An 18,711-nucleotide genomic window follows, 5' to 3' on the forward strand; every position below is an offset into this window, starting at 1 on the left:
GCATTCACAAATCCCCTGTGGGAGCGAGCCTGCTCGCGAAGAGGCCCTCACAGCAACACACACTTCCCCGCTGCACAGTAAATCCCCCTACACCCCCTCTTCACTTGATCCTACCCCCACGCAGGCCTACTCTAGACCTCGCGCAACCGTTTCACCCCTCCCCGCTGTCGCCATGCCGCTACTCCATTACAAGGAGGTTCCCGAATGTTCGATTTCCACCCCCAGCTCAAGCAGCGCTTTGCTGCCTTGCGCACGGGCGCTGAATTTTTTTCCCTGCGGTATGTGCGCGAGTCCGGGCAGTTTCTGTCGGTGCGCAAGAATGTCGCCGAACCGCCGAGTTTGAGCCGCGATGAAGGGGCGATGCTCACCGTGCGCGTGAATGGCGTCGAAGCCTATGCGGCGACCAATGACCTCTCGCAACAAGGCCTGCAAGCCGCTCTCGAGCGCGCTGAGCAACAGGCCCGCCGGCTCAAGCCGCACGCCTTGCTCGATCTGCGCGAGCAGCCGCTTTCCAGCGATCGCGCTGATTATTTTTCACCCAATCTCGAACAGCCCTTCCCGTCCCTGAGCGAATGCTTCGATCTGCTCGGCGCGGAATCCGCCTCGGTGCCCAAGGATAAGCGCCTGGTCAATTGGCAGGTAAGCATCGGCATCACCCATGTCGAGCAGATCTACCTGAGCAGCGCCGGCGCCGAATTGCGTCAGGCCCAGCGCTTCGTCTATCCGAGCCTCGACGTCACCGCCTACGACGGCAACGACAGCCAGACCCGCAGCCTCGGCCGCGAGAACTTCGGCCAGCAGGGTGGCGCCGACGTCATCAGCCGTTGCGGCCTGGTCGGTGCCGGTCCGCAAGTCGCCGATCAGGCCCTGCAACTGCTGCTCGCGCCGAACACCCCGCAAGGCCCGCGCGACTTGCTACTGATGCCCGATCAGATGATGCTGCAGATCCACGAGTCCATCGGTCATCCGCTGGAGCTCGACCGCATCCTCGGCGATGAGCGCAATTACGCCGGCACCAGTTTCGTCAAGACCAGCGATTTCGGCAGCCTGCAATACGGCTCGAATTTGCTCAACGTGACTTTCGACCCCGGCATCCCGGAAGAACTCGCCAGCTACGGCCATGACGACGACGGCACCGCGGCGAGCAAACAATTCCTGATTCGCGACGGCCTTTTACTGCGGCCGCTGGGCGGAGCGCTGTCGCAATATCGCGCCGGCCTCGATGGCGTTGCCAACAGCCGCGCCTGCGGTTGGAACCGGCCGCCGATCGACCGCATGGCCAACCTCAACATCGAACCGGGTGATCAAACGCTGGAGCAGATGATCGGCGGTATCGAGCACGGCATTCTGATGAGCACCAACCGTTCGTGGTCGATCGACGATGCGCGCAACAAATTCCAGTTCGGCTGCGAATGGGGCCAGTTGATCGAGAATGGTGAACTGAAAGGCGTGGTAAAAAACCCCAACTACCGGGCGATTTCCGCGCACTTCTGGAAGAGCCTGCGCGCCGTCGGCGATGCCAGCACCGTCAAGGTGCTGGGCACGCCGAACTGCGGCAAGGGCGAACCGAACCAGGTGATTCGCGTCGGCCATGCTTCGCCGGCCTGCGTATTCAGCAACATTGATGTGTTTGGGGGAGACGCCTGATGAGCATTTCGAAGCGTCAGTCCGACGCCTTCAAGGTCATGGTCAACTGGCTGCGCGACAGCGTGCGCGAGCCGGAACAGTTCACGCTCAGCTACGCCGCCGAAGCCTCGGCGTTCGTGCGCTTCAATCACGCCAAGGTGCGCCAGGCCGGGCAAGTGCAGCAGGCCAACGTCGGCCTGAAACTGATCAACGACGGTCGCCACGCCGACCTGCAGATCACCTTGTCCGGGGATCAGGAAGCCGATCTGCAACGGCTCGCCGAAGGCCTGCAACAATTGCGCGAAACCCTGCCGCTGCTGCCGCAGGACCCGTACTTGCTGCTCAATCACAACAGCTGGCAGAGCACGCACGTACAAGCGCATCCGCTGCCGGACACCGAAGATGTCGTCGGGCAAATCTGCGCCGCCGCTGAAGGTCTCGATCTGGTCGGTTTTTATGCTGCCGGTCCGATCAGCCGTGGCTTTGCCAGCTCCGCTGGCGCGTTCGGCTGGCATGAAGCCAACAGCTTCAATTTCGACTTCAGCCTGTTCCACGAAAACGGCGAAGCGGTGAAGGCCAGCTATGCCGGCCACGATTGGAGCGACGAGGGCTTCGCCCGCCGTTTCGCCCAGGCACGCGAACAGCTTGAGTTTCTCGGCCGACCGTTACGCACCCTGGCACCGGGGCAGTACCGCGCCTATCTGGCACCGGCGGCACTGGAAGAAATCATGGGCATGCTCAGTTGGGGCGGGTTCTCGGCGCAATCGATCGCCAGCAAGAGCAGCCCGTTGCAGAAGCTCTACGTCGGCGATCAGGCGTTCAGCCCGTTGCTGTCGCTGGACGAAAAAGTCAGCGAGTCCCTGAGCCCGGCGTTTTCCGCCGAGGGTTATCCGCGCAGCGATCTGCGTCTGATCATCGAGGGCAAGGCCGGCGATCAACTGGTGGGCTCGCGCAGCGCCGCCGAATATGGTCTGGCGGCGAACGGTGCGGGCGGCGGCGAGATGCCCAGTGCGTTGAACATGGCCGCCGGTGATCTGTCGCAGCAAGAGATCCTCAAGCAGTTGGGCACCGGGCTGTACATCAGCAACCTGTGGTATCTGAACTACTCGGATCAACCGGCGGCGCGCATGACCGGCATGACCCGTTTCGCGACCTTCTGGGTCGAGAACGGCGAAATCCAGGCGCCGGTCAGCACCATGCGCTTCGACGACAGCGCCTACAACCTGCTCGGTTCGCAGTTGGAAGCGTTGACCACCGAGCGTGAGCTGCTGCTCTCGGCGAGTACGTACAGCCAGCGCAATACCTCGTCATCGCTGTTGCCGGGGGCGCTGGTCAGCCGACTCACGCTGACGCTGTAAATGCAAAACCTGTGGGAGCGAGCCTGCTCGCGAAAGCGGTAGATCAATCGACATCAATGTTGAATGAAATGGCCTCTTCGCGAGCAGGCTCGCTCCCACACTGACCGCGCTCGACTCTGAATATGCACTGACACAAGAGGTTCCATGCCCAACCGCCCGCCTCTCGACGCCATCACCGCCCGCTGGTTGCCGTGGGTCGTCGCCATTGCGTTCTTCATGCAGTCCCTCGACGGGACCATCCTCAATACCGCGCTGCCGGCCATGGCCAGCGATCTGGCGGAAGACCCGTTGCGCATGCAGGGTGTGATCATCGCCTACATGCTCACCGTGGCCCTGCTGATCCCGGCCTCTGGCTGGATCGCCGACCGCTTCGGCACCAAGAAAATCTTCTTCGGCGCGATTCTGCTGTTCAGCTTCGGCTCGTTGCTCTGCGCGTTATCCAGCAGCCTGAGCATGCTTATCGGCGCACGGGTGATCCAGGGCCTCGGCGGTGCGCTGATGTTGCCGGTTGGGCGGCTGGTGGTGCTGCGTGCCTACCCGCGCTCGGAACTGGTGCGGATCATGGGTTTCATCACCATTCCCGGCCTGCTCGGCCCGCTGATCGGCCCGACCATGGGCGGCTGGATGGTGGAATACGTGACGTGGCACTGGATCTTCCTGATCAATCTGCCGGTCGGGGTGATCGGTTGCTACGCGGTGTGGAAATTCATCCCAGACCTGCGCGGCACGGAGCGCACCCGCTTCGATAGCCTCGGCTTTTTGCTGTTCGGCGCAGCGATGATCCTCATCACCATCGCCATGGAAGGTCTTGGCGAACTGCACCTGCCGCACCTGCGGGTGATGCTGCTGCTGTTCGCCGGCATGGCCTGTCTGGCGGCGTACTGGCTGCGCGCCGGGCATATCGAGAATCCGCTGTTTGCGCCTTCGCTGTTCAAGACCCGCACCTTCGCCGTGGGCATTCTCGGCAACCTGTTCGCGCGACTGGGCAGCGGCGCTTTGCCATTTCTGGTGCCGTTGTTGCTGCAAGTGGCGCTGGGTTATTCGCCCTCGCAAGCCGGGATGAGCATGTTGCCGCTGGCCGCTGCGGCGATGGTCGCCAAGTGGGTCGCGCGGCCGCTGATCGAACGCCTCGGCTATCGCATCGTCCTCACCGGCAACACCCTGGCGTTGGGGATCATGCTGGCAAGCATGGGCCTGGTCAGCGAGCAGACGCCGTACTGGCTGCTGCTGTGCCTGCTGGCGGTGCTGGGGGCGATCAACTCGCTGCAATTCACCGCGATGAATACGGTGACGCTGATCGACCTCGACGATGCCAGCGCCAGCAGCGGCAACAGTTTGCTGTCGGTGGTCGCGCAATTGTCGCTGAGCCTCGGCGTGGCCTGCGCCGGTGCGCTGCTTGGTGGCTTCACTGCGAAGGTCGGCAATGATGGCGTGGAAACCGTACTCGGCGCGTTCCAGCTGACCTTCGTCACGGTCGGCGTGATGGCGATGCTGGCGGCGACGATCTTCTCGCAACTGTCGAAGGAAGACGGGCGCCGGGCGAAACGTCCACAAGAACACATCGAACACTGATTCTGCTGAAGGAGTTCTTTGACTTCTGTGGCGAGGGGATTTATCCCCGCTGGGTTGCGCAGCAGCCCCAAAAAGGTTGGATGCGGTCAGCCTGATGAATCGAGGTGGCAGGTATTGGGGGTGCTGCGCACCCCATCGGGGATAAATCCCCTCGCCACAGATAAATCCCCTCGCCACAGGTAATCCCTGCCTCGGGTTCAATCGCTGTTCGTCCAGAACTGTCGAGGAAACCAGCACGGGGCTGCTACACTGCGCGACATTTTGTTTTGCAGGCCAGTCCCGTGACCACCATCGCCACCGCTTTTAATACTCTGCCGCTGTCCGCCGCCATGCTGGCTAACCTCGAATCACTCGGTTATGCCCAGATGACGCCGATCCAGGCGCAGAGCTTGCCGGTGATCCTCAAGGGGATGGACCTGATCGCCCAGGCCAAGACCGGCAGCGGCAAGACCGCCGCGTTCGGCATCGGCTTGCTCAACCCGATCAACCCGCGCTACTTCGGGTGCCAGGCGCTGGTGATCTGCCCCACCCGTGAGCTGGCCGACCAGGTGGCCAAGGAAGTCCGTCGTCTGGCCCGCGCCGAAGACAACATCAAGGTCCTGACCCTGTGCGGCGGCGTGTCGTTCGGCCCGCAGATCGCTTCGCTGGAGCACGGCGCGCACATCATCGTCGGCACCCCGGGGCGCATTCAGCAGCACTTGCGCAAGGGTTCGCTGGTGCTCGATGGCCTGAACACGCTGATCCTCGACGAAGCCGACCGCATGCTCGACATGGGCTTCTACGACGCGATCGAAGACATCATCATCAAGACCCCGGAGCGCCGGCAGACTCTGCTGTTCTCCGCGACCTACCCGGTGGGCATCAAGCAACTGGCCTCGAAATTCATGCGCGATCCGCAGACCGTCAAGGCTGAAGCCTTCCACGACGACACGCAGATCGAGCAGCGCTTCTACGAGATTTCCCCGGAAGAGCGCATGAGCGCGGTGACCAAAGTCCTGCACCACTTCCGTCCGGCGTCCTGCGTGGCGTTCTGCTTCACCAAGCAGCAAGTGCAGGAAACCGTCGATCACCTGACCGCCAAAGGCATTTCCGCTGTTGGCCTGCACGGCGATCTGGAACAGCGTGACCGCGATCAAGTACTGGCGATGTTCGCCAACCGCAGCACCTCGGTGCTGGTCGCCACCGACGTCGCAGCCCGTGGTCTGGATATCGATGCGCTGGACATGGTGATCAACGTCGAGCTGGCGCGCGATTCGGAAATCCACATCCACCGCGTCGGCCGTACCGGTCGCGCGGGCGAGAAAGGCATCGCCATCAGCCTGGTCGCGCCGTCCGAAGCGCATCGTGCGCAAGCCATCGAACAACTGCAGAAAGCGCCGCTGAACTGGGATCAGATCGACAACCTCAAGTCCCAGGGCCTGGCGCCGCTGCAACCGCCGATGACCACCCTGTGCATCGGCGCTGGCCGCAAAGACAAAGTGCGCCCGGGCGACATTCTTGGCGCACTGACCGGCGAAGCGGGCATTCCCGGTGCGCAGGTCGGCAAGATCGCCATCTTCGATTTCCAGGCCTACGTCGCTGTCGAGCGCACCGTGGCCATGCAGGCCTTGCAGCGCCTGAACGACGGCAAGATCAAGGGCCGCTCGTTGCGCGTGCGTATTCTGTAAGCGATCTTCCATCCATAGGAGATCCCCTGTGGGAGCGAGCCTGCTCGCGAATGCAATCTGTCAGTCGACATCATTGTTGAATGACACAACGCTTTCGCGAGCAGGCTCGCTCCCACAGTTTGTTTTGTAGCGACCCACCAAGAGGACACCGTTTTGCGCTCTACCGAAGTCGTGATCATTGGCGCTGGCGCGGCCGGCTTGATGTGTGCCCTGACCGCCGCCGGGCGCGGGCGTCAGGTGTTGCTGCTCGACCACGCGAACAAGGCCGGCAAGAAAATCCTCATGTCCGGCGGCGGTCGCTGCAATTTCACCAACATGTACACCGAACCGAGCAATTTCCTCTCGCAGAATCCGCATTTCTGCAAATCGGCGCTGGCGCGTTACACCCAGTGGGATTTCATCGGTCTGGTGGGCAAGCACGGTGTGCCGTACCACGAGAAGAAACTCGGCCAACTGTTTTGCGATAACAAGTCCAGCGACATCCTCGGCATGCTGCTTGATGAATGCGATCAGGCCGGCGTCGAGCTGCACCTGGACACCTCAATCCAGACCATCGAAAAAACCGACAGCGGTTATCTGCTCGACACCACCCTCGGTCAGGTCCAGTGCCAATCGCTGGTGATCGCCACCGGCGGCCTGTCGATTCCGACCCTGGGCGCCACCGGTTTCGGTTACCAGGTCGCCAAACAGTTCGGCCATGAACTGCTGCCGACCCGCGCCGGGCTGGTGCCGTTCACCATCACCGACCAGCTCAAGGAGTTGTGCACAGAGCTGTCCGGCACCTCGGTGGATTGTCTGGTCGGCTGCAACGAGCAGAGCTTTCGCGAGAACATCCTGTTCACCCATCGTGGCCTCAGTGGCCCGGCGATCTTGCAGATCAGTTCGTTCTGGGAGCCCGGCGACACGGTGGAGATCAACCTGCTGCCGGATCACGACGCCGCGAGCTGGTTGCAACAGCAAGTCGCCGAGCGTCCGAACAGCGAGCTGAAGACTTTGCTTGGCGAGATCTTCACCAAGAAGATGGCCAATCTGCTGGCGGACAACTGGTTTGTCTCCAAACCGATGAAGCAGTACACCCACGCCGAACTGGCGGAGATTGCCGAGAAGCTTGGCAGCTGGAAAGTCGTGCCGGCGGGGACTGAAGGCTATCGCACGGCTGAGGTGACCCTGGGCGGCGTCGACACCCGCGAGGTGTCGTCGAAGACCATGGAGTCGCTGAAAAGCCCGGGCCTGTACTTTATTGGGGAAGTGCTCGACGTCACCGGGCATCTGGGCGGTTTCAATTTCCAGTGGGCCTGGGCCTCCGGTTACGCCGCCGCGCAGTACGCTTAACTCAAGGCCAAATACAAAACCCTGTGGGAGCGAGCCTGCTCGCGAATGCGGTGTACCAGTCGACATCAATGTTGAATGACACTCCGCTTTCGCGAGCAGGCTCGCTCCCACAATGGTTTGTGGTGTAAGTAAAAGGAACACTTTTTGCTGTCAGATGTGCTCGGCGCCATTGCGTCGGCGTCATTACTGGCTCAATTTAGCGGCATCGCCTCGGAAGGCCTTCGCACTTCATGTCCTCGACCTCGTTTCGTCAGTCTTTGCGGCGCCTGTGGGCGCTGGATAAATTCAGCTACAGCGTGCGGGTATTCATCGCCCTGACCGGCAGCATGGCGCTGTGCTGGTATCAGGATGAAATGGGCCTGCTGATCCCGTTGTTCCTCGGCATCATCGCCAGCGCCCTGGCCGAGACCGACGACAGTTGGCAGGGTCGTCTCAACGCCCTCGCGGTGACACTGGTGTGTTTCAGCATCGCCGCGCTGTCGGTGGAATTGCTGTTTCCCTACCCGATCATTTTCGCCGTGGCCCTGGCACTGGCCAGTTTCGGCCTGACCATGCTCGGTGCGCTGGGCGAGCGCTACGGTGCGATCGCCTCGGCGACGCTGATTCTGTCGGTGTACACAATGATCGGCGTTGATCAGCGCGGCGGCGCGGTCACTGATTTCTGGCACGAACCGATGCTGCTGGTCGCTGGTGCGGCGTGGTACGGCCTGCTCTCGGTGCTGTGGCAGGCGCTGTTTTCCAATCAACCGGTGCAGCAGAGCCTGGCGCGGCTGTTCCGCGAGCTGGGCCTTTATCTGAAGCTGAAATCTTCGCTGTTCGAGCCGATCCGGCAGATGGATGTCGAAGCCCGGCGGCTCGAACTGGCGCAGCAGAATGGCCGGGTGGTCGCCGCCCTGAACACGGCCAAGGAAATCATCCTGCATCGGGTCGGCAACGGTCGACCCGGCTCGAAAGTCAGCCGTTATCTGAAGCTGTATTTCCTCGCGCAGGACATTCACGAACGCGCCAGCTCTTCGCACTATCCTTACAACGCGCTGGCCGAGGCGTTCTTCCACAGCGACGTGCTGTTCCGCTGCCAGCGCCTGCTGCGCCAGCAAGGCAAGGCCTGCCGGGCGTTGGCCGAATCGATCCAGATGCGCCAGCCGTTCATCTATGACGCCAGTTTCGCCGAAGCCCTGAACGACCTGCATGCCTCCCTCGAACATTTACGCATCCAGAGCAACCCGGCATGGCGCGGCCTGCTGCGCTCGCTGCGCGCCTTGGCGGCCAACCTCGGCACCCTCGACCGACTGCTCAGCGATGCCAGCAACCCCGATGCCCTGGCGGACGCCACCGACAGCAGCCTGCTCGACCGCTCACCGCGTAATCTCAAGGACGTGTGGATTCGCCTGCGTACGCAACTGACGCCGACCTCGCTGCTGTTCCGCCATGCCCTGCGCCTACCGCTGGCACTGAGCATCGGCTACGGCATGGTGCACCTGATCCACCCGTCGCAAGGCTACTGGATCATCCTCACCACGCTGTTCGTCTGCCAGCCGAACTACGGCGCGACCCGGCGCAAACTCGGCCAGCGGATCATCGGCACGGCCATTGGCCTGACGGTGGCCTGGGCGCTGTTCGATCTGTTCCCCAACCCGGTGGTGCAATCGTGCTTCGCCATCGCTGCCGGTGTGGTGTTCTTTACCAACCGCACCACCCGCTACACCCTGGCAACGGCGGCGATCACGATCATGGTGCTGTTCTGCTTCAATCAGGTCGGCGATGGCTACGGGCTGTTCCTGCCACGGCTGTTCGATACCCTGCTGGGCAGCCTGATCGCAGGTCTGGCGGTGTTCCTGTTCCTGCCGGACTGGCAGGGTCGGCGCCTGAACAAAGTGCTGGCCAACACCCTGACCTGCAACAGCATCTACCTGCGCCAGATCATGCAGCAATACGCCGCCGGCAAAAGCGATGACCTCGCTTATCGCCTGGCCCGACGCAACGCCCATAACGCTGACGCGGCGCTGTCGACGACACTGGCGAACATGCTCATGGAGCCGGGGCATTTCCGTAAGGAGGCGGATGTCGGCTTCCGCTTCCTGGTGCTGTCGCACACGTTGCTCAGCTATTTGTCAGGGCTCGGCGCGCACCGTGAAACACAGTTGCCAGCGGAGGTGCGGGAGCATCTGATCGAAGGCGCCGGGGTGAAACTGGCGACCAGCATCGACGAAATCGCTCATGGTTTGGCGAGCAAGCAGCCGATTGCGATTCAGAGTGATGACGAGGAAGCGCTGGCCAATGAGCTGGAACAGATGCCGGATGAAATCGATGAAGGGCAACGGTTGGTGCAGACGCAGCTGGCGCTGATTTGCAGGCAGTTGGGGCCGCTTCGGACGTTGGCGGCGCATTTGATCAAGGACACTGCCGAAATCAGCGGCGCCTGAGACGACGCGTTCGCGAGCAGGCTCGCTCCCACAGGGTATGCATTTCAAATTGTGGGAGCGAGCCTGCTCGCGAAGAGGTCATCAGCCACAAAGAAATTGCCGGATCACCCTTCACATTCCATGCCGCCGCAATAACTTCTCATAAGTCCCGTCAGCCTTCATCGCCTCGATCGCTCGATCAAACCCGGCGACGATCTGCTCATGCTGCGGGTTCTTCAGGCTGACCAGAATATGCAGGCTATTCTCACTCAACGGCTTGGGTAAAAACTCCACCGAATTGCGTACCTTGGCCGATTCCCGTGCCAGGTAATACTTGGCCACGTACTCATCCTCCAGGGTCAGCTTGACCCGGTCCGCCGCGAGCATGCGCACGCCCATGGCGAAGTTGTGCACAGGGACTTTCTGCATCGCCGTATCGGCATCGAAAGGTGCGGAATAGGCGTACCCGCGCACCACGGCAATCGGGTAAGTGTGCAGTTGCTCGAGGTTGCTGTAGTCGATGGGTGCGTCTTTGCGCTTGAGGAAGCGGATGCGGTTGATCAGGTACTCACCGGAAAACTGACCGATCTGCGTGCGTTCGTCGTTGTACCAGGCGTTGACCAGTACGTCGTAACGCCCCTCGCCAATCCCCAGCAATGCTCGCGCCCACGGCACTTGTTCGTAACCGCTGGCATAACCGGCGCGAGCCAGTGCGGTGCTGACAATGTCGGTGGCCAGTCCACCGTTGACCAGTGCATCGTCGGTAAACGGCGGCCAATTATCGAACGCCAGCCGCAGCTTCTGCGCCGCAGCATCCTGGCCCAGCACCAGCAGTCCGATCAAAGCAACGGCTTGAAGCAATCGCAGCATGCTTGAACATCCTCAGCGGGCAACCGCCCGACGTGGTTTCACGTCAAAACCAAAGGCCCCTTACCGGCAAAACCCAAGCATTGAACATTAGCTCATGGGAACCAGTGCGCAGTGCTCTTGAGCAGATTACACAAAGTCTCGGCGGCCGCGAGAAAGGAATGGTGGCATTTTGACCTTTATCACAGACTGTTGCGCCATACAGACATATGGCGCAGCTGCGCTTAGTATCGGGCGACATGGTCAAGGAATCGAAAAATGACAATCGAGTGGATCTGCAAACATCATCGTGATCTGGGCAAAGAGCAGTTGTACGCATTGTTGAAGCTGCGCTCTGACGTATTCGTGGTCGAACAGAAATGTGCCTATCCGGATCTCGACGGCCAGGATCTGGAGGGCGATACCCATCACCTGATGGGCTGGGAGGATGATCAGTTGATGGCTTACCTGCGCCTGCTCGACCCGGAATCCCAGGGCGGCGACGTGGTGATTGGCCGCGTGGTGACCGCGCCCGCCGGCCGTGGCAAAGGGTTGGGCCACGCGATGATGGAACAGGCGCTGAAGCAGGCCGAAAAGCACTGGCCGCAGGTGCCGATCTATTTGTCGGCGCAGGCACACTTGCAGGGGTATTACGGCAGGTACGGGTTTGTCGTGGTGGGTGAGGAATATCTCGAGGATGACATTCCACATATCGGCATGCGTCGTTCTTGAGGGCCTCATCGCTGGCAAGCCAGCTCCCACAGGTTCATCGCTCGTTCACGAAAACCGTGTTCGCTGGAGATCCCTGTGGGAGCTGGCTTGCCAGCGATTGCGTCAGTTCAGGCGCCGCAGGAATCAGGGGTATTCCAGCACCGCTTTTATCTGCCGCAAATTGCGCTCGATCCATCCGCGATCAATCGCTCCCCACTCACGAATCCGATAGCGCCCGGCATGATTGCGTGCGCCCTCTTCCTGTTCGAACTCGCAGATGATGTCCAGATCGGCCAGCGCGGCAATCGTGTCCTGCGCCGTGCGTCGCGGCATGCCGGTGACTTCGGTCAGCGTCGGCACACTCGGCGCCAGGCCGCTATCGATGAGATAAGCCACGTACAAACGGCGATAGAAACTGCTTTTGGTCTTGCTGACGTCCATCCACACCTTCCTGATTGGTCAAGCCTGCATATCCCGCCACGTCAGGTACACACGCAGATCGAACTCGATCTGGTGATACCCCGGCAGCATGTGCTCGCACAGTTTATAGAACGCCTTGTTGTGATCCGACTCCTTGAAGTGCGCCAGCTCGTGCACCACGATCATCTTCAGAAAATCCGGCGCGGCGTCCTTGAACAGCGCGGCGATGCGAATTTCCTTGTTGGCCTTGAGCTTGCCGCCCTGCACCCGTGACACCGTGGTGTGCAGACCGAGCGCGCGGTGGGTCAGGTCGAGGCGGTTGTCGAACAGCACTTTGTCGATCGCCGGCGCATTACGCATGTACTGCTGCTTGAGATCCAGCGCGTAGCTGTACAAGGCCTTGTCGCTCTGCACGTCGTGTCGCCCTGAATAGCGCTGATTCAGGTATTCACCCAGACGCCCTTCGGCAATCAGTTGGCGCACCTGATCCTGCAATTGCGCGGGGTAGGCCTGGAGGTACTTCAACACAGTCATGGACAAGCGACGCGGTTCGAAAAAGGTCCGCCAGTGTAGCGAATTCAACCGGGCAGCGCGCTCCAGTCAAAGGGTTCGACGAAGCTGACCGCGTCTTCGGCGATCAACGGCCGCGCGACGAGGAAGCCCTGCACGTATTCGCAGCCATGGGCTTGCAGCCACTGATATTGCTCGAGGGTTTCCACTCCTTCGGCGATCACCAGCAGACCGTATTGCTTGCACAGGTCGATGACCATGCGCACCAGCGCCGCATCACGTGGCGAGTCCGGCAGGCGCGCGATCAAGTGGCGGTCGAGCTTCAGCGTGTCCAGTTCCAGATCGCGCAGATGCGCCAGCGAGCACGGCCCCGAACCAAAATCATCCAGCGCCACGCGCACCCCGAGATGACGCAGCAGCCGCAGTTGCTTGCGGGTTTCGTCCGGGTCTTGCATCAACGCTTCTTCGGTGACTTCGACTTCCAGTTGCTGAGGTTGCAGCGCATGGCGCTCCATGACCTGACGCAGCTCGGTGACCAGATTCGGCAGGCCGAACTGGGTATTGCTCAGGCTCACGCCGAGCACCAGATCTTCAGCGAACAAGGTTTCCCAGGCTTTACGCTGACCGGCGCCACGGTGATAGATCCAGCTGCCGAGGCGACTGATCAAGCGCGCCTCTTCCAGCAATGGCAGAAACAACCCCGGCGGCACATCGCCGACGCTCGGATGCTGCCAGCGCAGCAACGCCTCGAACCCACGGATCTGTCCGCTGCCGATCGCCACCTGCGGCTGATAGACCAAATTGAAATCGCGATTCTCGATGGCCTCACGCACGCTGTCTTCCAGCATCAGACGCGAGCGTGCGCGGCCGTTCATTTCAGGGTCATAGAAACGATATTGCTGACGCCCGGCGCGCTTGGCCTCGTACATAGCGATGTCCGAGGCGCGCAGCAAGCCGTCGAGATTGCGCCCGCAGTCAGGATAGGTGGCGATGCCGATACTGGCGCCAAGGACGATATCCAGACCTTCGATCTGCTGACACACCGATACCCGTTCGATCAGTTTTTCGGCAATCTTCGCCGCTTGCTCGGGGAATTCCAGATCCAGCAGCGCGGTGAATTCATCGCCGCCCATGCGCGCGAGAATATCGAACGGCCGCAGGCACGCTTTCAATTGCTCGGAAACCCAGCGCAACACGCGATCGCCGGCATCGTGGCCGAGGGAATCGTTGACCCGTTTGAAGCCATCAAGATCAAGGTAGAGCAACACCCAACTGCTGTCGCTGCGTTCGCCGCGCAACAGCAGGTTTTCCACGGTCTGGTAGAACCCGCGCCGGTTGAGCAGCCCGGTCAGCGGATCGGTTACCGCCTGGAATTCCAGTTGCTGGTGCAAGTGACGCACCACCGACATGTCCAGCACCGTTACCACCATCGCATGCTGCTCCGAGGACAGCGGCGCACAGGACAATGCCACCGGCACTTGCTGCCCGGGCGCCGTGCGCAGCAACGCATCATGCAGGCGCAGGGTTTCACCGCGCTGGTAACCGGCGTAGAACTCGGAATCGGCCCACAGGGGAATGTGTGGCTTCTGCAGGAAATCGAGAAACTCCTTGCCTTGCAGATCCTTCACCGGCGCATTGAGCAACCGCGAAATCGCCGGGTTGGCGAAGCGGATCACACCGTCCTCGCTCAACACCAGAATGCCTTCGGCGGCGTTGTCCAGCACTGAGGCATTAAAGGCGCGCGCCACTTCCAGGTCATGACTCAGGCGTTGCAAGGCACGGCGATTGCGCTGGTGCTCGAGCAACGCCTGGACCTTGGGCTTGAGGATTTGCGGATCGAACGGCTTGAACAGGTAATCCACCGCGCCGCTGGCATAGCCCTTGATCACGGCGTCCTGAGATTGCTCGTTGGCGGTGAGGAAAATGATCGGCGTCAGCCGCGTGCGCTGGCTGCCGCGCATCAGCCGCGCGACCTCGTAACCGTCCATGCCGGGCATCTGCACATCGAGCAGGACCAGGTCGATGTCGTGTTCGAGCAAAAGGTTCAACGCCTCGAAACCAGAGGCGGCGGTCATCACGTGCCAATCCTGACGCTGCAGCAACGCGCGCATGCTGATCAGATTTTCGGGGTAATCATCGACGATCAAAAGGACCGAGCTGCCTTCACCTGGCTGGGGTTGCGCGCATTCCATGCTGCTTCTCTTATCGGGACCGGTTGCCGGCAAAACCATAGACGTACTGAGCCTTCACTCTAGACGCGGATCAGTGAAAGCAGAAGCTGTCATCCCGCCATCATTTAAACAATGCTCAACCTAGCCGACTAACGGTCACCGCTACAGCCCCCGAGAACCGGGCGAGATGGCATTTCGACAGGATGTTGACGTCAAGTAATCGCCGGACGGGCATTAACAAAAATTGCCGCTACGCTTATAAAGACGCCCGAAAACGCGCGGGCTAGAGCTTCTGGCACCGGCGTTCCGGATGAATTGATTGGAAGAACCGTCATGATCGACCTCGCAACCTGGAACCTCAGCGTTCCTGTTGGCAGCCCGCCGTACACCGTCGAAACCTCGAAACTGGTGGATGGCTTCAAGGATCAGTACTTCCATTCCGACACCGGCACCCTGTTCTTCTGGTCCCCGGTGACTGGCTCGAAAACCGAAAACGCCATCTACCCGCGTACCGAACTGCGCGAAACCTACAGCAACGGCACCCTGCGCAACTGGTACTACCCGGACGCCGACAACCTGCTGCGCGCCACCCTCGCGGTGAACAAGGTGCCGAGCTCGGGCAAGATCGTCATCGGCCAGATTCACGCGTACGAAAGCCAGCGGCCGATGGTCAAGCTCGAATACCAGTACAAGGAAAAAACCCAGACCGGCAATCTGGTGATCAAAGTGCGCATGCGCCCGGACGACGCCGAAAGCCGCGTCATCACCCTCGCCACCGGCGTCAAGCTTGATCGCGAATTCAACTATCTCATCCACTTGAGCCCCGGCGGTGCCCTGGGCGTGAGTGCGGCGGGCTATCAGTGGGACTCCCAGATCAGCGCGACCTGGCGCGACAAGCCGCTGTACTTCAAGGCCGGCGTGTATGTGCAGGACAACACCGGGTACACCAGTGAAGGTGGACAGGTGACGTTTACCAAACTGGATATTGATCACGACAAGTAACCCATTTCGACATCGCAATCCCTTGTAGGAGCTGCCGAAGGCTGCGATCTTTTGATCTTGATGTTGGCGCCTCTTGGGACGCCGGGATCAAAATCAAAAGATCGCAGCCTTCGGCAGCTCCTACCTTTAAACAGCGTTGTTTATATCTGTCAGCAGTTACTTCCGGATGCCTACAACAGCTGATTCCCAGTGATCGGGTTTAGTAGCCCGTGGTTACGCGATGCGCAATGGCACCATTCAGTCGGGCATAACCCGCGCTTGATGGTAGCTGTACGCAGAGCGCCTTCGGGTGCGCCGGTCGCGTCTCCCCGGTCTACTAACCTGCGTTCAGCTGCCACCCTCTTCGTTTAGTAGCGATCCGGTGTCGGCTCCATTTACCGGAGACGAACCATGATCAAATCAACGCCGCACCCCAGAAACAGTCCCGCATCCCCCTACGAATCCCTTGATTCCAAAAAACTCAACGACGCCGCCGAACGCGCCCTCGACCATTACCTCAAACCGTCCGCCTTCATCATGGCCAGCACGCACAAACCCGATCCATGTACCTCGCCAACCCGAAGTACAACACTGAATCGCTGCTGGCAAACGCCAGCGAAACCCTGGGTTCAGCCAGCGAAATGCTCAACAACTTCGCCGCCATGCTCGACACCTCACACCGCAGGACTGCGCTAGGCATCGCGCAGGTGGTCATGCTCGTTGAACTGAAGGAATAGTCGTCCACAAAAAAGCCTCCCTCACCGCGGGTTTCTTGAGCCAAATAGATTAAATGTTCCGCATACGCTACATTGACATCAAAATGTGACGGTAGCGCAACATGGATTACTCTCTTTTAATTACCCGTCTCGGCATTCAATTACGTGAAAAACGTATAAATCGTGGCTTGACGCAGGCGCAGCTTGCCCATCTGGCGGGACTGACGCGATACAAAGTCATCGCAGTGGAGAAAGGCACCCTTTCTGTCGGCATGATCGCTTACGCGCGGGTTTTGGCTGCTTTGGACTGCGAACTCTCAGTGGTTCCAGCAACGATGCCAACCCTTGAAGAGATTGGAGATTTATTCGAATGAACATGGCCTCTCTTCAAGTCAGTACCCCTGAAGGTACTAGCGGAAGGCTTTGCAGCGATGCCGAGGATTTCACTTTTCGTTATCACGAAGATGCATCGCCACAAATGGCGATCAGCCTCCTGATGCCTGTACGGCATGACGAATTTCGTCGGCGCGAGTTGCACCCTGTTTTTCAAATGAACCTGCCAGAAGGCTACGTACTGGAGCAGTTGCGCAACCGCTTGGCCAAGACTGTGAACGTCAACCCAATGCTGCTACTGGCGCTTTCCGGCAGTACATCGCCCATTGGCAGGATTCACGTACGCTCTGAAACCGTTGATGCATTGTTGCAGGCGCAAGAATTTCCGGGAGAAAAACTCGAAGAGATCCTCACGTGGGATGGTACGGAAGATATCTTCGCTGAGATGCTTGATCGTTACCTCCTGCGGGCAGGCATTTCAGGTGTTCAACCCAAGTTGCTGGTGCCGGAGCGGCAAGAACCAGAGTTGCCGAGAGTGACATCCAAAACCTCGGATCTGATCATCAAGAGTGGAAGAGACGAATTCCCGGGCCTTGCGATCAACGAATTCCTTTGCATGTCCATGGCGAAAGAGGCGGGGATTCCCGTTCCACCGTTTTACCTTTCCGACAACGCCAAGCTGTTTGTCATGCGTCGATTTGATCGCGACGACAGGCTCAACCCGATTGGGTTTGAAGACATGGCCGTGCTGATGGGGCTGTCGGCTAACCAGAAGTACAGCAAGAGTTATGCGGCAATCGCCAAGGCTGTTCGAGTGTTTTGCCCGGCGAAACACTTGCGTACGTCGCTTGATCAACTCTTCGCTAGCGTTGCCCTGAGCTGCATCGTCGGAAACGGCGACGCTCATTTGAAAAATTTCGGATTGCTCTACTCAGAACCGACGCAACGCGATGCGCATCTGGCGCCGGCTTACGACATCGTCAACACCACGGCCTATATTCCAGAAGATGTTCTGGCATTGGATCTGGCGGGCAACAAGTCAATGTTCGCCTCACGACAAGGACTCTTGGAGTTTGCTCGCACCTGTGAAATCGACCAACCCAAAGAGCGAATTCAAAACCTGCTTGCCTCGGTTGAAACGGTGCTCGGACGCTATCCTCAGTATCGCGAACACGCGCCTCATGTGGTCAACGCCATTGAGCGCGCGGCAGCGCCATTTTCTCTGACGTTTAGATAACTTCGTCATTGCGAGAAATTCCGCCCCCAAAAAACCCGCCTCTCCAGACTGTGTGAAAACCTAGCAATCTGCGCAGCGCTCAAAGAAAATGCTCCGTATCGAAAGATACGGAGCATTTTTCGTTATGGCCTACATCCAGGGACAGTCCCGCAGCCAGACCAGCCTGTTTCCGGTCTCGCTGGAAGAGTTGATCCCCGAGGATCACCTCGTTGGCGTTATCGATCTTCACGTCGCCAAGCTGGATCTGGCTCGACTGGGCTTTGATAAAGCACTTCCCAAAAGCACCGGCCGTCCCTCTTACGATCCAGCGGATCAGCTCAAACTCTAGCTCTACGGCTATTTCCAGCGGAAATGGCTGATCTTTAAGCAGATCAGCAACAAAGGCCGGATCTACCAAGCGAAGGTCAGCGACTGCACAAGCTGCACGATTAAAGCGAAGTGCACCGACGCCAAACGCCGATACATCTCGCGCCATATGCACGAACAGGCTTTCCAGCGAATGGAGCAGCGAATGCAGGCGCATCCCGAAATGATGGTCAGCCGACGATCCATCGTCGAACATCCCTTTGGCAACCTTAAACAGTGGTTATTTGGTAACGCTCGCTTCTTGCTGCGACAGCTTGAAGGCGCGAGAGCTGAAATGGCCTTGGCGGTGAACGCCTACAACCTGAAAAGAGCAATTAACGTGTTGAGCGTGCGCCAGATGATGGCGCTGATGGGGCTGAAACGCCTTTTTTCGTCTGCTGTGAGCACAAAAGCAAACGCCCCGAACAAGTCGGGGCGTTTGTTGGAACCACCATCAGTGCGTTTTCACACAGTCTGTCTCGGC

14 protein-coding genes and 2 pseudogenes are annotated in these 18,711 nt (G+C 59.8%); 12 read left to right on the plus strand and 4 right to left on the minus strand.

The genetic code is table 11. The features are described 5' to 3' along the window. Positions 1–204: 204 nt before the first annotated feature. The 6 genes from PSH90_RS24585 to yccS all read left to right on the plus strand — a co-directional run bounded on the left by PSH90_RS24585 (position 205) and on the right by yccS (position 9,978). On the plus strand, positions 205–1,647 hold the full coding sequence (locus PSH90_RS24585) for a TldD/PmbA family protein (protein ID WP_041476770.1): 1,443 nt from the start codon (positions 205–207) through the stop codon (positions 1,645–1,647). Continuing rightward, on the plus strand, positions 1,647–2,984 hold the full coding sequence (locus tag PSH90_RS24590) for a TldD/PmbA family protein (protein WP_056786510.1): 1,338 nt from the start codon (positions 1,647–1,649) through the stop codon (positions 2,982–2,984). Before PSH90_RS24585 ends, PSH90_RS24590 begins: the two co-directional genes overlap by 1 nt. A gap of 144 nt (positions 2,985–3,128) precedes the next feature. Continuing rightward, on the plus strand, positions 3,129–4,556 hold the full coding sequence (gene mdtD / locus PSH90_RS24595) for a multidrug transporter subunit MdtD (protein ID WP_056786508.1): 1,428 nt from the start codon (positions 3,129–3,131) through the stop codon (positions 4,554–4,556). A 281-nt stretch (positions 4,557–4,837) separates the two neighbouring features. Next, positions 4,838–6,223 (plus strand): ATP-dependent RNA helicase DbpA, encoded by a 1,386-nt coding sequence (gene dbpA, locus PSH90_RS24600; RefSeq protein WP_024014613.1) that lies wholly within the window; start codon positions 4,838–4,840, stop codon positions 6,221–6,223. Positions 6,224–6,376: 153 nt separating this feature from the next. Continuing rightward, the gene (locus PSH90_RS24605) at positions 6,377–7,555 is read left to right on the plus strand and encodes an NAD(P)/FAD-dependent oxidoreductase (RefSeq protein WP_305381666.1); all 1,179 of its coding nucleotides are present in this window, start codon (positions 6,377–6,379) and stop codon (positions 7,553–7,555) included. A gap of 230 nt (positions 7,556–7,785) precedes the next feature. Next, on the plus strand, positions 7,786–9,978 hold the full coding sequence (gene yccS, locus PSH90_RS24615) for a YccS family putative transporter (protein ID WP_095181360.1): 2,193 nt from the start codon (positions 7,786–7,788) through the stop codon (positions 9,976–9,978). Positions 9,979–10,089: 111 nt separating this feature from the next. On the opposite strand, the gene PSH90_RS24620 is transcribed toward yccS, so the two are convergent. Continuing rightward, on the minus strand, positions 10,090–10,827 hold the full coding sequence (locus PSH90_RS24620; protein ID WP_041476775.1) for an ABC transporter substrate-binding protein: 738 nt from the start codon (positions 10,825–10,827) through the stop codon (positions 10,090–10,092). 255 nt (positions 10,828–11,082) lie between these two features. Between PSH90_RS24620 and PSH90_RS24625 the strand changes: the two genes are divergently transcribed. Then, the gene (locus PSH90_RS24625) at positions 11,083–11,535 is read left to right on the plus strand and encodes a GNAT family N-acetyltransferase (RefSeq protein ID WP_252868404.1); all 453 of its coding nucleotides are present in this window, start codon (positions 11,083–11,085) and stop codon (positions 11,533–11,535) included. A gap of 123 nt (positions 11,536–11,658) precedes the next feature. Here PSH90_RS24625 and PSH90_RS24630 read toward each other — a convergent pair whose 3' ends face one another. Genes PSH90_RS24630 through PSH90_RS24640 form a run of 3 tightly spaced genes read right to left on the minus strand, consistent with a single transcriptional unit; the run spans position 11,659 to position 14,636 of the window. Beyond that, positions 11,659–11,955: a helix-turn-helix domain-containing protein gene (locus tag PSH90_RS24630; protein ID WP_016772794.1), complete on the minus strand. Its 297-nt coding sequence runs from the start codon at positions 11,953–11,955 to the stop codon at positions 11,659–11,661. Positions 11,956–11,973: 18 nt separating this feature from the next. Further along, positions 11,974–12,468: a YgjP-like metallopeptidase domain-containing protein gene (locus PSH90_RS24635; RefSeq protein ID WP_038861199.1), complete on the minus strand. Its 495-nt coding sequence runs from the start codon at positions 12,466–12,468 to the stop codon at positions 11,974–11,976. Positions 12,469–12,512: 44 nt separating this feature from the next. Continuing rightward, positions 12,513–14,636, minus strand: coding sequence for a bifunctional diguanylate cyclase/phosphodiesterase (locus PSH90_RS24640; protein WP_236167693.1), 2,124 nt, complete (start codon positions 14,634–14,636; stop codon positions 12,513–12,515). A 312-nt stretch (positions 14,637–14,948) separates the two neighbouring features. On the opposite strand from PSH90_RS24640, the gene PSH90_RS24645 reads away from it, so the two are divergent. From PSH90_RS24645 to PSH90_RS24665, 5 genes and pseudogenes are all read left to right on the plus strand, one after another. Then, the gene (locus PSH90_RS24645; RefSeq protein ID WP_016772792.1) at positions 14,949–15,617 is read left to right on the plus strand and encodes a polysaccharide lyase family 7 protein; all 669 of its coding nucleotides are present in this window, start codon (positions 14,949–14,951) and stop codon (positions 15,615–15,617) included. A gap of 390 nt (positions 15,618–16,007) precedes the next feature. Next, positions 16,008–16,333: pseudogene (locus tag PSH90_RS24650) on the plus strand (hypothetical protein). 101 nt (positions 16,334–16,434) lie between these two features. After that, positions 16,435–16,686, plus strand: a complete 252-nt coding sequence (locus tag PSH90_RS24655) for a helix-turn-helix domain-containing protein (protein WP_056786493.1) — start codon at positions 16,435–16,437, stop codon at positions 16,684–16,686. After that, the gene (locus PSH90_RS24660) at positions 16,683–17,882 is read left to right on the plus strand and encodes a type II toxin-antitoxin system HipA family toxin (RefSeq protein ID WP_056786490.1); all 1,200 of its coding nucleotides are present in this window, start codon (positions 16,683–16,685) and stop codon (positions 17,880–17,882) included. The genes PSH90_RS24655 and PSH90_RS24660 overlap by 4 nt, the downstream gene beginning before the upstream one ends. A 124-nt stretch (positions 17,883–18,006) precedes the next feature. After that, positions 18,007–18,603 (plus strand): annotated as a pseudogene (locus PSH90_RS24665) (transposase); the annotation flags it as partial. Positions 18,604–18,711 lie beyond the last annotated feature (108 nt).

The sequence above is a fragment of the Pseudomonas sp. FP1762 genome (assembly GCF_030687105.1).
Classification (GTDB): Bacteria; Pseudomonadota; Gammaproteobacteria; order Pseudomonadales; family Pseudomonadaceae; genus Aquipseudomonas; species Aquipseudomonas siliginis.

Coding starts and splice junctions, on each gene's coding strand:
- PSH90_RS24660 (WP_056786490.1), top strand. CDS start 16,683: ATGAACATGGCCTCTCTTCAAGTCAGTACCCCTGAAGGTACTAGCGGA.
- PSH90_RS24640 (WP_236167693.1), bottom strand. CDS start 14,636: ATGGAATGCGCGCAACCCCAGCCAGGTGAAGGCAGCTCGGTCCTTTTG.
- PSH90_RS24645 (WP_016772792.1), top strand. CDS start 14,949: ATGATCGACCTCGCAACCTGGAACCTCAGCGTTCCTGTTGGCAGCCCG.
- PSH90_RS24590 (WP_056786510.1), top strand. CDS start 1,647: ATGAGCATTTCGAAGCGTCAGTCCGACGCCTTCAAGGTCATGGTCAAC.
- PSH90_RS24625 (WP_252868404.1), top strand. CDS start 11,083: ATGACAATCGAGTGGATCTGCAAACATCATCGTGATCTGGGCAAAGAG.
- PSH90_RS24585 (WP_041476770.1), top strand. CDS start 205: ATGTTCGATTTCCACCCCCAGCTCAAGCAGCGCTTTGCTGCCTTGCGC.
- PSH90_RS24655 (WP_056786493.1), top strand. CDS start 16,435: ATGGATTACTCTCTTTTAATTACCCGTCTCGGCATTCAATTACGTGAA.
- PSH90_RS24630 (WP_016772794.1), bottom strand. CDS start 11,955: ATGGACGTCAGCAAGACCAAAAGCAGTTTCTATCGCCGTTTGTACGTG.
- mdtD (WP_056786508.1), top strand. CDS start 3,129: ATGCCCAACCGCCCGCCTCTCGACGCCATCACCGCCCGCTGGTTGCCG.
- yccS (WP_095181360.1), top strand. CDS start 7,786: ATGTCCTCGACCTCGTTTCGTCAGTCTTTGCGGCGCCTGTGGGCGCTG.
- PSH90_RS24620 (WP_041476775.1), bottom strand. CDS start 10,827: ATGCTGCGATTGCTTCAAGCCGTTGCTTTGATCGGACTGCTGGTGCTG.
- PSH90_RS24635 (WP_038861199.1), bottom strand. CDS start 12,468: ATGACTGTGTTGAAGTACCTCCAGGCCTACCCCGCGCAATTGCAGGAT.